This window comes from Xanthobacter albus, assembly GCF_043194895.2.
In the GTDB taxonomy this organism is placed as follows: Bacteria; Pseudomonadota; Alphaproteobacteria; order Rhizobiales; family Xanthobacteraceae; genus Xanthobacter.
Map to the genome: position 1 here is coordinate 4,008,039 of NZ_CM195532.1, position 13,137 is coordinate 4,021,175.

Annotated in this window: 15 protein-coding genes; 3 read left to right on the plus strand and 12 right to left on the minus strand. The window is 70.3% G+C overall.

Going from position 1 to position 13,137, the window contains the following annotated elements:
- Positions 1-3: 3 nt before the first annotated feature.
- The 5 genes from V5F75_RS17935 to V5F75_RS17955 form a co-directional block, all read right to left on the minus strand.
- The gene (locus V5F75_RS17935; protein ID WP_394035235.1) at positions 4-243 is read right to left on the minus strand and encodes a hypothetical protein; all 240 of its coding nucleotides are present in this window, start codon (positions 241-243) and stop codon (positions 4-6) included.
- Positions 244-385: 142 nt separating this feature from the next.
- Entirely contained in the window at positions 386-574 is a 189-nt protein-coding gene (locus tag V5F75_RS17940; RefSeq protein WP_394035236.1) for a hypothetical protein, read from the minus strand.
- A 112-nt stretch (positions 575-686) separates the two neighbouring features.
- Positions 687-1,451 (minus strand): type I methionyl aminopeptidase, encoded by a 765-nt coding sequence (map, locus tag V5F75_RS17945; RefSeq protein WP_393989481.1) that lies wholly within the window; start codon positions 1,449-1,451, stop codon positions 687-689.
- Positions 1,448-1,660: a ParD-like family protein gene (locus V5F75_RS17950; protein WP_393989480.1), complete on the minus strand. Its 213-nt coding sequence runs from the start codon at positions 1,658-1,660 to the stop codon at positions 1,448-1,450. The genes map and V5F75_RS17950 overlap by 4 nt, the downstream gene beginning before the upstream one ends.
- 167 nt (positions 1,661-1,827) lie before the next feature.
- The gene (locus V5F75_RS17955) at positions 1,828-2,994 is read right to left on the minus strand and encodes a phage portal protein (RefSeq protein ID WP_394035237.1); all 1,167 of its coding nucleotides are present in this window, start codon (positions 2,992-2,994) and stop codon (positions 1,828-1,830) included.
- Between the two features lie 109 nt (positions 2,995-3,103).
- Between V5F75_RS17955 and V5F75_RS17960 the strand changes: the two genes are divergently transcribed.
- Positions 3,104-3,355 carry a hypothetical protein gene (locus V5F75_RS17960; RefSeq protein WP_394035238.1) on the plus strand — a complete coding sequence of 84 codons (252 nt, stop codon included), beginning with the start codon at positions 3,104-3,106 and terminating at the stop codon, positions 3,353-3,355.
- A 172-nt stretch (positions 3,356-3,527) separates the two neighbouring features.
- On the opposite strand, the gene V5F75_RS17965 is transcribed toward V5F75_RS17960, so the two are convergent.
- From V5F75_RS17965 to V5F75_RS17975, 3 genes are all read right to left on the minus strand, one after another.
- Complete coding sequence (locus tag V5F75_RS17965) at positions 3,528-4,826, minus strand: DNA-packaging protein (protein WP_394035240.1); 1,299 nt, start codon at positions 4,824-4,826, stop codon at positions 3,528-3,530.
- Entirely contained in the window at positions 4,786-5,346 is a 561-nt protein-coding gene (locus V5F75_RS17970; RefSeq protein WP_394035242.1) for a hypothetical protein, read from the minus strand. Before V5F75_RS17970 ends, V5F75_RS17965 begins: the two co-directional genes overlap by 41 nt.
- A 129-nt stretch (positions 5,347-5,475) precedes the next feature.
- On the minus strand, positions 5,476-6,447 hold the full coding sequence (locus V5F75_RS17975; protein WP_394035244.1) for a GGDEF domain-containing protein: 972 nt from the start codon (positions 6,445-6,447) through the stop codon (positions 5,476-5,478).
- Positions 6,448-6,624: 177 nt separating this feature from the next.
- Here V5F75_RS17975 and V5F75_RS17980 point away from each other — a divergent pair, with 177 nt between their 5' ends.
- Complete coding sequence (locus tag V5F75_RS17980) at positions 6,625-7,875, plus strand: Hsp70 family protein (RefSeq protein ID WP_394035246.1); 1,251 nt, start codon at positions 6,625-6,627, stop codon at positions 7,873-7,875.
- 243 nt (positions 7,876-8,118) lie between these two features.
- Here the strand turns inward: V5F75_RS17980 and V5F75_RS17985 are convergent, their stop codons facing one another.
- Positions 8,119-8,340 carry a hypothetical protein gene (locus tag V5F75_RS17985; RefSeq protein WP_394035248.1) on the minus strand — a complete coding sequence of 74 codons (222 nt, stop codon included), beginning with the start codon at positions 8,338-8,340 and terminating at the stop codon, positions 8,119-8,121.
- 485 nt (positions 8,341-8,825) lie between these two features.
- On the opposite strand from V5F75_RS17985, the gene V5F75_RS17990 reads away from it, so the two are divergent.
- Complete coding sequence (locus V5F75_RS17990) at positions 8,826-9,395, plus strand: TMEM175 family protein (RefSeq protein WP_394035250.1); 570 nt, start codon at positions 8,826-8,828, stop codon at positions 9,393-9,395.
- Here the strand turns inward: V5F75_RS17990 and V5F75_RS17995 are convergent.
- The 3 genes from V5F75_RS17995 to cysD all read right to left on the minus strand — a co-directional run bounded on the left by V5F75_RS17995 (position 9,353) and on the right by cysD (position 13,077).
- Positions 9,353-9,898, minus strand: a complete 546-nt coding sequence (locus V5F75_RS17995) for a YcgN family cysteine cluster protein (RefSeq protein WP_394035509.1) — start codon at positions 9,896-9,898, stop codon at positions 9,353-9,355. The two genes, V5F75_RS17990 and V5F75_RS17995, sit on opposite strands and share 43 nt — an antisense overlap.
- A 375-nt stretch (positions 9,899-10,273) precedes the next feature.
- Entirely contained in the window at positions 10,274-12,169 is a 1,896-nt protein-coding gene (cysN, locus tag V5F75_RS18000) for a sulfate adenylyltransferase subunit CysN (protein ID WP_394035252.1), read from the minus strand.
- The gene (gene cysD / locus V5F75_RS18005) at positions 12,169-13,077 is read right to left on the minus strand and encodes a sulfate adenylyltransferase subunit CysD (RefSeq protein ID WP_394035254.1); all 909 of its coding nucleotides are present in this window, start codon (positions 13,075-13,077) and stop codon (positions 12,169-12,171) included. Before cysD ends, cysN begins: the two co-directional genes overlap by 1 nt.
- Positions 13,078-13,137 lie beyond the last annotated feature (60 nt).

Here is a 13,137-nt window from a genome sequence, read left to right on the forward strand (position 1 = left end):
GCCTCAGCCCTCCGCGCCGGCCGGCTTCGCGCGGCGGCGGCTCCGGTCCAGCTTTTCCAGGGTCGCGATGAACGCGCGGAACACGGGCGCGGCGCCGGGGGCGGCGCTCTCCGCCGCGCCGCGGGGGGCGGCCGGCGCATTGCGCGCCGGGGCCTTGGCAAGAGCCTTGGCCTTGGCGCGCGAAGGGGCGCCGCCGGGCGCGCGGGTGCGCGGCGCCGGCGCCTTCTGGGAAGGAGCACGCATCGAATGTCTCCGGACTATGGAACGGATGAAGCTGAAAGGGCCGGCGCGCGGCGGGTGGGCCGGGATGCAAGGGCGCGGCGGCGGGATGCGAGCGGCGGGGCGCGGGCGCGGGCCGCGCGAACATCAGCAGCGCGGGGCGGTGTCAGCCCTTGTCATCGTAGCGGGCGTTGAAGCTGGCGAGCTCGCGGATGAATTCATCGAATCGCCGCGTGGCGCGGGAAAGCTCCCCCAGCACCCGCCAGAACGCGAGCGAAGCCGAAAGCGCCCACACCAGCAACGCCAAATGCGCCAGATCGCCCCGCTCGGCGAAGCTGCGGATGAGGGTATCCATGGCAAGGCTCGTGGGGTGGGGGAGCGGGGCGACAGCGAAAGGGCCTGCATGACCCAAAGAGGGCTTTCGAATTCCAGCCTATGAAAGTCTGTTCAGGGTGGATTGCGGACGTCTAGGGCCGTGCCTCGTCCGGACGCAACGTTAACACGCGGACGCCGTCACGGGTGACCGCGACCGTGTGTTCGAACTGTGCGGACAGCTTCCCGTCCACGGTGACGACAGTCCATCCGTCATCCTCTGTTCGGACCGTCCTGCGCCCCTGGTTCAGCATGGGCTCGATCGTGAAGACCATGCCCTCCCGCAAAGTAAGGCCAGTTCCCGGCTTTCCGAAATGAAGCACTTGTGGCGCCTCGTGCATCTCGCGCCCGATGCCATGGCCGCAGTATTCCCGCACGACTGAATAGCCGTTCTGCTTCGCATGCCGCTCGATGGCGGAGCCAATGTCGCCGAGCTTGGCACCTGGGCGCACCGCGCGGATGCCCTTCCACAGGGCTTCATAGGTGGTGCGAACGAGCCGCTTGGCAGTGGGCGCCACATTCCCGATGAGGAATGTCTTGCTGGAATCCGCGATATAGCCCCCCTTCTCGAGCGTGATGTCAAAATTGACGATATCGCCGTCCCGCAAGACGTCATCCCTCGACGGCACGCCGTGGCAGACGACGTTGTTCATCGAGCTGTTCAGGGCGAAACCGTAGCCGTACTGGCCCTTGCTGGCGGGCCGGGCTTCGAGCTGACCGACGATGAACGCCTCGACGAGGTCGTTGACCTGCAGGGTGGTCAATCCGGCGAGGGGCCGCCCATCCAGGTGCGCGAACACCGACGCGAGCAAACGGCCCGACTCCGCCAGGAGCTCAACCTCGGCCGGCGTCTTCGTCATGAAGCCACAGCCTCGGAAACAGGGGCGTCGACGCCAGCATCCTTCAACTCACGCGCCACCAGCTCCTGGAAGGTGAGGCCAGGGTTCAGCTCGCAGAGCATGCCGATCCTGATCCAGAACGCCGCCTGGGCATTGATAGACCGATAGGACACCTTGCTCGCCCGGCGCAGTTGCTCGTGCAGATCATCCTCGATATTTACGATTCCCACTGCGAACCCTCGAATATACGATTCATATATGTATCGTATACGCGAACTTGAGGCGTGACAAGCGGTGTGCTGGCGGCCGCGTTGTGCTGAACGTCCGCTCGAGGTCGGAAGCGGCCCAGCACGCCCAGCACGCCAAATGTCGGCTCCTGGCGCCCACCCGCTCCCCCTCACCCATACCCCACCGCCGCCCTCTTCTCCTCGGCGGTGAGGAAGTCGGCGGCGCCGATGCGGGTCCAGAGTTCGGTGCGTTCCGGGGCGAGGGCTTCCACCTGGTCAAGGTCGGGAACCAGGCGCAGGGGGGCGCCGTAGGCGGGGGCGAGCCAGTTGGAGAGGCCTTCCGCCAGGCGCCGCACCAGGGGCACCACGCTCTGGCGCCACAGGGCGCGGTTGGCCTCCGCGTAATTGGCGTAGGTGTTGTCGCCGGGAATGCCCAGCAGCATGGGCGGCACGCCCACCGCCAGCGCGATTTCCCGCGCCGCCCCGTTGCGGGCGGCCTCGAAATCCATGTCCTTGGGCGAGAGGGAGAGGGGGCGCCAGTCCAGCCCCCCTTCCAGCAGCAGCGGGCGCCCGGCATTGGCGGCGCCCTGGAAGGAGGCCTCCAGCTCCCCTTTCAGCCGCTCGAACTGCTCCTCGCTCAGCGCCCCGCCGCCGCCGTACACCAGCGCGCCGGAAGGCCGCGCCGCATTGTCGATCAGCGCCTTGTTCCAGGCGCTGGCGGCATTGTGCAGGTCCAGCGCCTGGCCGGCGGCCTCCAGCGGGGGGAAGCCGTAATGGTCGTCGAGCGGGTTGAAGGCGGTGAGGTGCAGGATGGCCGGCACGTCCCCCGTCTCGCTCACGCTCGCCTGGGGGATGCGCACGGTGCGGCCGGCGAGGGTGTAGTCATGGGCCTCGGCCCAGCCATCCGGCCCCGGCACCACGCGCATGCGGTCCGGCCGCAGCACGTGCAACTCGCGCACGCGGCCTTCCACCGCCACCGCCTCCACATAGGCGTTGCCCGACACCATCAGATGGCTCACCAGCGCCTCCATGAGGGAGGAGCCGGTGAGGCGCGGGTTGGGCCGCGCCAGAAGATCGAGCATGGGGTGGGTGTCGATCTCGCGCGGGCCGTCCATCAGCACCAGGGGCACGGTGGCCGCGGCCTCACCGATGAGGCGCACCGCGCGGTAGGCGATGGCATTGCGCGAAAATCCCTCGCGGGCGAGCGAAGTGTAGTCGCGCGGGCTCCAGCGCGCCCGGCCGGCGGAGAACAGCGCCACCAGCGCCGCCGCGCGGCTGGCCTTGGCCTCCGGCGGCGCGGGCCGGGGGCGGAACGGGGCAAGAAACGAGGCGAGCATGAAGGGCTCCACGGCAGGCGCGCCGGCGCCGCGCACGGCAGGCCCCGGCAAGGTTCAGGACGTAATGAAAGGGGTGTAAGATCAGGCTGACGCAGCATCGGGAGGGCGCATGCTGTACGCGCTGGTACTCATCATCTCGACCACCACACGGATCGATCAGTACACGCCGGCGCCGGACTGGCCGGTGCAGGTGGGATCGAGCTATCTCGCCACCATCGAGAACCAACAGCTGATCGGCTATTACGAGACCGAGCAGGCCTGCTGGCGGGCGAGCCGCCGGCCCACCCCCGCATGGCCGCGCCGCGCCGAGGGCCAGCGCATCCGCGCGACCTGCATTCCGGTACCGGCGCAGCCGCGATAGCGCATCAGGGCGCGGCGTTTCTTCGCGCGGTGCGGTATCAGCGTCGCTTGAAAATGCCCTGGAGCGCTTACACCGCCTCGCGGCAAGCGCTCCAGGTTTTTGAGGCGACGCATTTTCTTTGCGCCAAGCGGCATCCGCTTCGCTTGAAAATGCTCTGGAGCGCGGCCCCGCCTTACAGCTCCCGCACGCGCGGCGGCGCTGTCCTGGGGCCCAGCGCCAGGGCGGTGACCGCCCACACCAGCGCATCCAGCCGGTCCGGCGAGCGGCCGGAGGAGAGGCCGTCGGGCCCGAAATCGCAGAGCTCGTCCTCCAGCGCCGGGAAGGTGCCGGCATGGCGCACCCGGCCCTGCTCGTAAAGCGCGGCCACCGGCTGCGCGCGCAGGTACTTGCCCCGCGTGGCGCGCACCGCCTCCACCGGCACGCCGGCATCCACCTCGGCGAGGACGGCACGCACCATCTCGCCGCCCTGGTTCACCTCCGCCACCACCACGTCGGCCTCAAAACGGTGGAACAGCGCCACGGCGCGCGCCGCCCACTGGGCCGGGCGCAGGCCGGAGGCGCTCTCGTCCGCCAGCACATGCACCGTGCCGCCGGCATCGATGCCGGCGCAGACGATGCCGCATGCATCCGCCCCCGCGCGGGAGGAAGCCGGCGGGTCCACAGCCACCGCGATCCGCGCCAGCGGCGGGGCGGCGGCGACGCGCGCGGCCTCCAGCGCCGGACGGCTCCACAGCGCGTCCGGCCGGTCCTCGATGATCTCGCCGTCCAGCTCCTGCCGGCCCAGCCGCGTGCCGCCATAGCGTGCCAGCACGCGGGCGATGAAGCCGGGGGCGAGATGGAAGGCGTTGTCGGCGGTGCGGGCGCGCGTCACCGCCGTGGCCGGGTCGTCCAGCAGGCGGCGCAGCAGGTGCGTGGGGCGCGGCGTGGTGGTCACCATCTGGCGCGGCCGGTCCCCCAGCCGCAGGCCGAACTGCAGCATGTCGAACGCCGCCTCGGCCCGCCGCCACTTGGCCAGCTCGTCGCACCAGGCGGCATCGAACTGCGGGCCGCGCAGGCTTTCCGGGTCATCGGCGGAGAAGCCGAGCGCCACCGCGCCGTTGGGCCACTCCAGCCGCCGCCGGGAGGGCTCCCAGCGCGGCCGCTCGGCGGGCGCGTGGACGGACAGGAGGCCCGAGACCCCCTCCACCATCACCTCCCGCATGTCGGCCATGCTCTCCGCCACCAGCGCGATGCGCCCGGCGGGGCGGGCGGCGAAAGGCGGGCGGCCCAGGGCGAGGCCCCTCACCCATTCGGCGCCCGCGCGCGTCTTGCCGGCGCCGCGCCCGCCCAGCACCAGCCAGGTGCTCCAGGGGCCGCCACCCTGGGCCAGGGCGGGGGGAAGCTGGTCCGCCCGCGCCCAGAAGGCCCAGTCGGCAAGGAAGGTGCGCAGCTCAGTCTCCGAGAGGCTCAGGAGGAAGCGGCGCGCCAGCATCGGGCTCGTCCGCGCGCAGTCCCTCAAGGCGGCGCGCAAGCTCGCGACGGAAGGCGTCGAGGTCGCGGGCTGGGTCATCGGCATCCTTCCCTGGCTTATCCGCCTCGCCCTCGGCGGCGGCCAGCTCGCGCAGCGTGCGGGCGAGCAGGGCCAGGGCGCGGGCGTCCTTCTCGGCATCGGCGGCGGCGCGGGGCGGGGCCGCGTCGGCCCCCTCGGGGCGTGGAATGCGGGCCTCGATCTCCGCGACCTGCCGTTCCGCCGCCCGCCACAGCCGGGCGAGCAGGCGGGCGCGCGGCGTTTCCGCCGGCTGGAGCGCAAAAGTCTTCCCGGCGCGCCGGCCGATGGGCCGCAGGGCGATGCTGCCGTCCGCCGCCACCTCGCGGTCGATCCAGTGATAGGCGGCGCCGGTGGAAAGGCCGGTGCGCGCGCAGATGTCGGCGATGGGCACGCCCTCGGCATAGAGCCGGCGCGCGAGCCCCGCCGTCGCGGGCGTCTGCCGACGCGGCGGTGGTGATGCCATGGGGATGTCCGAAGCTGGAGGCGGAAGAGGCGCCGGCGGCGAGCGGGCGCAACTCTTGAACATGGCAAAACCCTACCCTGACAGCGCACCGCTGTCAAGGATTAAAATCCCATTATCGAAAAAACAGGATTAAATACCCAGCACTCCCTTGGCCTCGTCGGCCTCCTGGGCATCGTCTTCCTCAAGCAGCACCTGGTTGCGGCCCGCCATCTTGGCGGCGTAGAGCGCCTTGTCGGCGCGGCGATAGATGGAGGCGAAATCGTCCCCCTCCCGCACGCCCGCCACGCCGCACGAAAAGGCATAGGTGAAGTCCGGCAGCTCCTTGAGCGGGCGGGAGGCGCGCACCAGCCCCAGCATGCGCTCCACGATGCCCACCGCCTCGTCGCGCGCGGTATCCGGCAGGACGAGCACGAACTCCTCCCCGCCGATTCGCCCGAAGCAGTCGGTGCGCCGCACCTGCCCGCTGATGCAGCCGGCGAAGTCGCGCAGAATGGTGTCCCCCACCTGGTGGCCGTAGCGGTCGTTGATGTATTTGAAATTGTCGAGGTCGAGCACGCACAGCGTGCCGGGCGCGTGCGGGCCCTCGGCCGGGATGGAATGGGCCAGCATCTCCTCGATGCGGGCGATGACGAAGCGGCGGTTGGCGACCCCCGTGAGGTCGTCGGTGTGGGCGGCGCGCAGGGCCTCGTCGCGATCGCGCCGCACGGCGCGCACGTCGGCGCGCAGGCGGGTGATGTCGCAGCCCACGCAGAAGCTCCAGCCGTCGGCCGAGACGTTCTCGTGCAGCAGCAGCCAGCGCCCGTCGGCCAGCTTGGCTTCCAGCGTGCGTGGGCGCGCCTGCTTGCCCGCGGCCACCGCGTCCACCCAGGCGGCCACCGCCTCGCCCTCGAGCACCGTGCCGGGATTGAGCGCGGCGCTGGCGCGCATGAGGTCGAACCACACCGGCGCCCCCTCGGCGGCGAGCGCGCCCTCCCCGTCGAGGCCGTAGGCGGCACGATAGGCCGCGTTGGCGTGGCGCAGGCGCCCGCTCGCGTCGAAGGCAGCGAGGAGCGCAGGGCTCTCTTCCTGAAGATGAAGCAGATGGGCCGCCGGATCAGTCATGATAGTACCGAAGATAGCCGAGAAACCAAGCTTGCGGGAGACGGTTGCGGCAGCCTGCCACCCGCTCCATTCACATGGCGCATCCCCCTTGCCCACCGAAAGTGCATGGCTGACAGCTCCGCCGCACCTTGAAATGGCCTCGCAACTCTGGTGGAACCCACACTCCCGGAGACTGACATGCGCGCCTGCGGCCTCGATTTCGGCACATCCAACACCACCCTCGGCATTCTCGCGGAGGGAGTGCCGCGCCTATGCGCACTCGAAGACAGGAATGTGACAGTGCCCAGCGCGGTGTTCTTCGGCACCGACGGCACCTACCGCATCGGCCGCGCCGCCATCGACGCCTATGTGGAGGGGGTGGAGGGGCGCCTCATGCGCGGGCTCAAGTCCGTGCTCGGCAGCGCCCTCATCGAGGAAGCGACCCGCATCGGCCGCGAGCGCGCGCCGTTCCGCGTGGTCATCGCGCGCTTCCTCGCCGAGGTGAAGCGCCGGGCGGAAGCCGCCGCCGGCGCCCCGCTGGAGGCGGTGGTGCACGGGCGCCCCGTCCATTTCGTGGACGGCGACCCCGAGGGCGACCGCAAGGCAGAAGAGACGCTGCGCACCATCGCCGGCGAGATCGGCTTCCGCGAAGTGGTGTTCCAGTACGAGCCCATCGCCGCCGCCCTGGACTACGAGCGGCAGATCACCCACGAGGAGCTGGCGCTCATCGCCGATATCGGCGGCGGTACCTCGGACTTCTCCATCGTCCGCATCAGCCCCGAGCGGCGGGCCCGCGCGGACCGCGCCGGCGACATCCTGGCCAATGACGGCGTGCGCATCGGCGGCACGGACTTCGACCGCGTCCTGAGCCTCGCCACCCTCATGCCTCTGCTCGGCTACGGCAGCGCCATGCGCTCCAAGGCCATCGACGTGCCCTCGGCCTATTATCACGATCTCGCGAGCTGGCACTCCATCAACCGCGTTTACGAGCCCAAGGTGGCGCGGGAGATCCGCGAGGTGAAGCGCGACGCCATGGAGCCGGAGCGCCTGGAGCGCCTGGAGCAGGTGATCGAGGAGCGGCGCGGGCACGCGCTGGCGGGCGCGGTGGAGGCGGCGAAGATCGACCTCGCGGGCACCCCGCGCGCGCATGTTCCCCTGGACTGGATCGAGGCCGGGCTCACCCTCGGCATCACCGGCCAGGAGCTGAAGGACACCACCGCGGACCTCGCCACCCGCATCGCCCGCCGCATCGAGACCGTGCTGGCGCGGGCGGGCGTGGGGCCGGAGCGGATCGACGCCCTGTTCCTCACCGGCGGCTCCACCCGCCTCGCCCATGTGCGCGCGGCCATCACCGCCGCCCTGCCCGCCGCCAAGGTGGTGGAAGGCGACACCTTCGGCTCAGTGGGCATCGGCCTCACCATCGCCGCCGGGCGCCGCTTCGGCGGCTGAGCCGGCAGCCTTGGGGGGCGTGAGTCGCGGGCTTTTCTCCGAGCCCGCGCGGCGCCTGAGCGAAACGGAACGCCGCGCGGCGTCTGCCCGAAGCTGAGCCGGCGCCGGTGAAGGACCGGTGCCGATAGCGGGAGGCCCCCGCGCGGCCCGCGCGCAGATCCCCCCCGAAATGCGAAAGGCACCCCGGCGGACCGCGCCGGAGTGCCCTTCAATGTGCCTGCCGGCCGAAAGGCCGGCGCCGGATCACTTCGCGGCGATGCCGGCGAAGGTGGCGGCGGGAATGCGGAAGAAGCCGCGGCCATTGGCCAGGGCCTGGTAATAAGAGGCGGCGCCGGCGAGCAGGCGCTCGTACCACGCCTTCGGGCTCACGCCCTCGGGGCAGTTGTCGATGGTCCACACCTCTGCGTTGGGCTGGAAGCGCACGTGGATGAGGACGTCTTCGGCGGTCTGGGCAACGGCGGACATGGAATGCTCCGTGATCAATGCTGGGATCGCCGAAAAGGCGAAGGAGGTTTCAAGGAGGTCCCGCCGCCTCGCGGCCCGCGGCAAACCCCTCGCGAACAAGGTAGGGCCATGGGCGATGACCAAACCTTGATCACGATCAAAAACGGCGCATTCGGATGTCCACGGGCGGCGTCTGAGCGCCTTTTTCAGCTCAGCCCCTGGCGCAATGCAGGGCATGCCCGAAACATGCGCACCGCCGCGCCGGCCCGCCCTGCCTGCCGTGTAGGATCACCGCCGGGAATCAGGCGCCACGCCGCGCCGGCAAGGCGGGAGCGCGGCGCCACCCGGCGGGAAGACCGTTACGACCCACGATGCCCGCGCCTGTCATTCCGGCACCCGGAAGGCACTTCAACACGTTGTGCCGCCGCATTTCCTCACGCGGGCCGGTTCCCGCTTCGCGCGAAAACGCTCTAGCATCGGCGCGCCCGGATTCGCGAAGGCCAGCCATGCGCCCGTTTCCCAAAGCCCGCGTCGATGCCCTCACCGACGGCATCTTCGCCTTTGCCATGACGCTGCTGGTGGTGGACATCCGCATTCCCGAGGGCCTGGAGGTCACCAGCGCCGGGGAGCTGACCCGCCGGCTCGCGGCGCTGATGCCGCAGGCGGTGGCCTACGTCATCTCCTTCTTCGTGCTCGCCGCCCTGTGGCGCAACGTGATCGCCATGCGCCACGATACCGAGGGCGTGGCGCGGGGCACGCTGCAAGCCTGGCTGTGGTACCTGCTGTTCGTCACCATGGTGCCGTTCTCCTCGGCCGTGGTGGGGCGCTACGGGCAGTTTCCGCCGGCGGTGTGGGTCTATGCGGGCAACATGGCCGCCCTCGGCCTGTTCTCCGTGGCCCTGCACCGGCTTGAGGTGCCCGAGGAGATGCGCGCCCAGGCGCGGGCGGGCGAGCGGCGCATGGTGCTGTTCATCGGCTCGGCGCTGGCCTCGGTGCTGGTGAGCCTGTGGGCGCCGCACTACGCCATGTATGCTTACTTGCTCAACGCGCTGTCCCGCCTGCCGCCGTTCCGCTGACGGCGGCCGGTGCCCTTGGCGCCCCTGGGCCAGCGCACCGGCCAGTCCACGAGGCGCTCCACCAGCTCGAACACGCCGAAGGCATCCTCCAGCCCGGCGACGCGGCCCGCCACCGAGATGCCGGCCGCGTGCACGCTCGCGGGGTCGCCCGAGATGAGCGGATGCCAGAAGGGCAGGTCCTTGCCCTCCTGCAGCAGGCGGTAGGCGCAGGTGGGCGGCAGCCAGGAGAGGGTGGCCACCGCCTCCGGCGTGAGGCGCACGCAATCCTCCACTTTTTCGGAGCGGTGCGCGTAATCGGAGCAGCGGCAGCTCCCGGTGTCGAACAGACGGCAGGCGACATCGGTGTAGGCGATCTGCCCTGTGTCCTCGTCCTCCAGCTTGACGAGGCAGCAGCGCCCGCAGCCGTCGCACAGGCTTTCCCATTGCGCGGCGTTCATGGCGGCGAGCGGGGTGGTGCGCCAGAAGGGCTCGGCCGGCGAAGGCGGCTCGTCAAGAAGGGGCATCGGGGCGGCGGGCGTGGCGGCTTCGGGCGTGGCCTGCGCCCGGGCCGTGTCGGCGGCGGCCGGCGCGGCGGGGGCGGGATCGGCGGCCGCCGGCGTGGCGGCAGCCCTGGGCTTGGCGGGCGGGCTCATGAACTTCCCTCTGGGGCGCACCGGCGCACACGCGCGCTGCCGCGCCCCGACTCTTCGTCGTCCGCGATGGCAGGCGCGGAAGCGCTGCGTATCTGCGCCGGAACTGCTCTAGCACGGCGCAGGGCCGGCAGGCGATGGGCACGCCACCGGCGCAACCCTCACCCGCCCGCACCGGGGCGGAGCGAAGGCGGGAGGGCTGCGTCGCGCCCCCGTCCGCCGGGAGCGCTGCTCAACTCGACTCGGCCCTCAGCCCAGGTAGCCGCGCTCGCGCAGATGGGCCACGATCTGGTCCGCCATCTGCTCCGGTGCCGAAACCCCGGCCTCGAGGCGTATCTCGGGCGCCTCCGGCGGCTCATAGGGGCTGTCGATGCCGGTGAAGTTCTTGATCTGCCCGGCCCGCGCGCGCTTGTAGAGGCCCTTCACGTCGCGGCTTTCCGCCACTTCGAGCGGGGTGTCCACGAAGATCTCGATGAACTCTCCCTCGCCCATCAGCTCCCGCGCCATCCGCCGCTCGGCGCGGAAGGGGGAGATGAAGGAGACGAGCGTGACCAGCCCCGCGTCCACGAACAGCCGGGCCACCTCCGCCACGCGGCGGATGTTCTCCACCCGGTCGGCCTCGGTGAAGCCGAGATCCTTGTTGAGGCCGTGGCGCACGTTGTCGCCGTCGAGCATGTAGGTGTGGCGGCCCTCGGCGTTGAGCCTCTTCTCCACGAGGTTCGCCACCGTGGACTTGCCGGCGCCGGAAAGCCCGGTGAACCACAGCACCACCGGCCGCTGGCCCTTCATGGCCGCGCGGCTCTCCTTGGAGACGTTGAGCTGCTGCCAGTGCACGTTGGTGGCGCGCCTGAGGCCGAAATCCACCATGCCGGCGCCGACCGTGAGGTTGCTCATGCGGTCGATGACGATGAAGGCGCCCGTCTCCGGCACGTCGGCGAAGGGGTCGAAGGCGATCGCCTCGTGGGTGGCGAGATTCACCACCGCCACCTCGTTGAGCCCGAGCGTCTTGGCGGCGAGGCGCTGGAAGGTGTTCACGTCCAGCTTGTGCTTGATCTCGGTGACCTGCGCGCCCACCGTGCGGGTGCCCATCTTGATGAGATAGGGCCGGCCCGGCAGCAGCGGCTCGTCATGCATCCAGATGAGGTGGGCGGCGAACTGGTCCGACACCTCCGGCCGGTCGGCGGCGGCGGCCAGCACATCCCCGCGGGAGACATCTACCTCGTCCGTCAAAGTGAGGGTGACGGCCTCGCCCGCGCCCGCCTCCTCCAGCTCCCCGTCCCTGGTGACGATGGCGCGGATGCGGCTGGTGGCGCCGGAGCCGGCCACCACCACCGCATCGCCCGGCCGCACGAGGCCCGAGGCGATGGTGCCGGAGAAGCCGCGGAAATCCAGGTTCGGCCGGTTCACCCACTGCACCGGCATGCGGAACGGCCGGGCGAGCGCGTCGCTCGCCACCTCCACATGCTCCAGGTGCTCCAGCAGGGTCGGGCCGCTGTACCAGGGCGTGTTGGCGCTCTTCTCGAGCACGTTGTCGCCGAAGCGGGCGGAAAGCGGGATCGGCACCAGGGTCTCGAAGCCGAAATCGGCGGCGAAATCGGAATAGGTCCGCACGATCTCGTCGAACCGCGCCTGGGAGAAGTCCACCAGGTCGATCTTGTTCACCGCCAGAACCACGTGCTTCAGGCCCAGCAGCTTGACGATGTAGGAATGGCGCCGGGTTTGGGTGAGGATGCCCTGGCGCGCGTCCACCAGGATCACCGCGAGATCGGAGTTGGAGGCCCCCGTCGCCATGTTGCGCGTGTACTGCTCGTGGCCGGGCGTGTCGGCGACGATGAACTTGCGCTTGTCGGTGGCGAAGAAGCGGTAGGCCACATCGATGGTGATGCCCTGCTCGCGCTCGGCGGCGAGACCGTCCACCAGGAGGGCGAAGTCCAGGTCGTCGCCGGCGGTGCCGTGCTTGCGGCTGTCGGCGGAGAGGGAGGCGAGCTGGTCCTCGAACAGGAGCTTGGTGTCGTAGAGCAGGCGGCCGATGAGGGTGCTCTTGCCGTCGTCCACGCTGCCGCAGGTGAGGAAGCGCAGCAGGCTCTTGCTCTCCTGGGCGGCGAGGTAGGCGGTGAAACTGGAAATCTCGGGCTGAACGGACATCAGAAGTAGCCCTCCCGCTTCTTCTTCTCCATGGAGGCGGCCTCGTCATGGTCGATGAGGCGGCCGGCGCGCTCGGAGGTGCGGGCGGTGAGCATCTCGGCGACGATGGCCTCCAGCGTGTCGGCGTCGCTCTCCACGGCGGCGGTGAGCGGGTAGCAGCCCAGGGTGCGGAAGCGGATGCGCTTCACCTGCGGCACCTCGCCGGGGGCGAGCGGCAGGCGGTCGTCATCCACCATGATGAGCTGGCCGCCCCGTTCCACCACCGGCCGCTCGGCCGCGAAATAGAGTGGCACGATGGGGATGCGCTCGGCGAGGATGTATTGCCAGATGTCGAGCTCGGTCCAGTTGGAGAGCGGGAACACGCGGATGCTCTCGCCGCCCTTCACGCGCGTGTTGTAGAGGTTCCACAGCTCGGGGCGCTGTGTCTTGGGGTCCCAGCCGTGGTTGGCGGTGCGGAAGGAGAAGACGCGCTCCTTGGCTCTACTCTTCTCCTCGTCGCGGCGGGCGCCGCCGAAGGCCGCGTCAAAGCCGTGCAGGGTCAGTGCCTGCTTCAGCGCCTCGGTCTTCATCACGTGGGTGTAGAGGCTGGAGCCGTGGTCGAAGGGGTTGATGCCCTGGGCCAGTCCCTCGGGATTGGTGTAGGTGATCAGCTCGAAGCCCAGCTCCCGCGCCATGCGGTCGCGGAAGGCGATCATCTCCCGGAACTTCCAGGTGGTGTCGATGTGCATCAGCGGGAAAGGCGGCTTCGAGGGGTAGAAGGCCTTCACCGCGAGATGCAGCATCACCGCGGAATCCTTGCCGATGGAATAGAGCATCACCGGATTGCGGAACTCGGACGCCACCTCCCGCATGATGAAGATGGATTCGGCCTCCAGACGCTTCAAATGCGTCATGCGCTCAGACGACATCGACCCGGCTGCTCCTTCATGCCCCGCCGCAGGCCCTGCCCTTTCGTCCGCGGCGCTCAT

Coding starts and splice junctions, on each gene's coding strand:
- V5F75_RS17935 (WP_394035235.1), bottom strand. CDS start 243: ATGCGTGCTCCTTCCCAGAAGGCGCCGGCGCCGCGCACCCGCGCGCCC.
- V5F75_RS17940 (WP_394035236.1), bottom strand. CDS start 574: ATGGATACCCTCATCCGCAGCTTCGCCGAGCGGGGCGATCTGGCGCAT.
- map (WP_393989481.1), bottom strand. CDS start 1,451: ATGACGAAGACGCCGGCCGAGGTTGAGCTCCTGGCGGAGTCGGGCCGT.
- V5F75_RS17955 (WP_394035237.1), bottom strand. CDS start 2,994: ATGCTCGCCTCGTTTCTTGCCCCGTTCCGCCCCCGGCCCGCGCCGCCG.
- V5F75_RS17960 (WP_394035238.1), top strand. CDS start 3,104: ATGCTGTACGCGCTGGTACTCATCATCTCGACCACCACACGGATCGAT.
- V5F75_RS17965 (WP_394035240.1), bottom strand. CDS start 4,826: ATGCTGGCGCGCCGCTTCCTCCTGAGCCTCTCGGAGACTGAGCTGCGC.
- V5F75_RS17970 (WP_394035242.1), bottom strand. CDS start 5,346: ATGGCATCACCACCGCCGCGTCGGCAGACGCCCGCGACGGCGGGGCTC.
- V5F75_RS17975 (WP_394035244.1), bottom strand. CDS start 6,447: ATGACTGATCCGGCGGCCCATCTGCTTCATCTTCAGGAAGAGAGCCCT.
- V5F75_RS17980 (WP_394035246.1), top strand. CDS start 6,625: ATGCGCGCCTGCGGCCTCGATTTCGGCACATCCAACACCACCCTCGGC.
- V5F75_RS17985 (WP_394035248.1), bottom strand. CDS start 8,340: ATGTCCGCCGTTGCCCAGACCGCCGAAGACGTCCTCATCCACGTGCGC.
- V5F75_RS17990 (WP_394035250.1), top strand. CDS start 8,826: ATGCGCCCGTTTCCCAAAGCCCGCGTCGATGCCCTCACCGACGGCATC.
- V5F75_RS17995 (WP_394035509.1), bottom strand. CDS start 9,898: ATGCCCCTTCTTGACGAGCCGCCTTCGCCGGCCGAGCCCTTCTGGCGC.
- cysN (WP_394035252.1), bottom strand. CDS start 12,169: ATGTCCGTTCAGCCCGAGATTTCCAGTTTCACCGCCTACCTCGCCGCC.
- cysD (WP_394035254.1), bottom strand. CDS start 13,077: ATGTCGTCTGAGCGCATGACGCATTTGAAGCGTCTGGAGGCCGAATCC.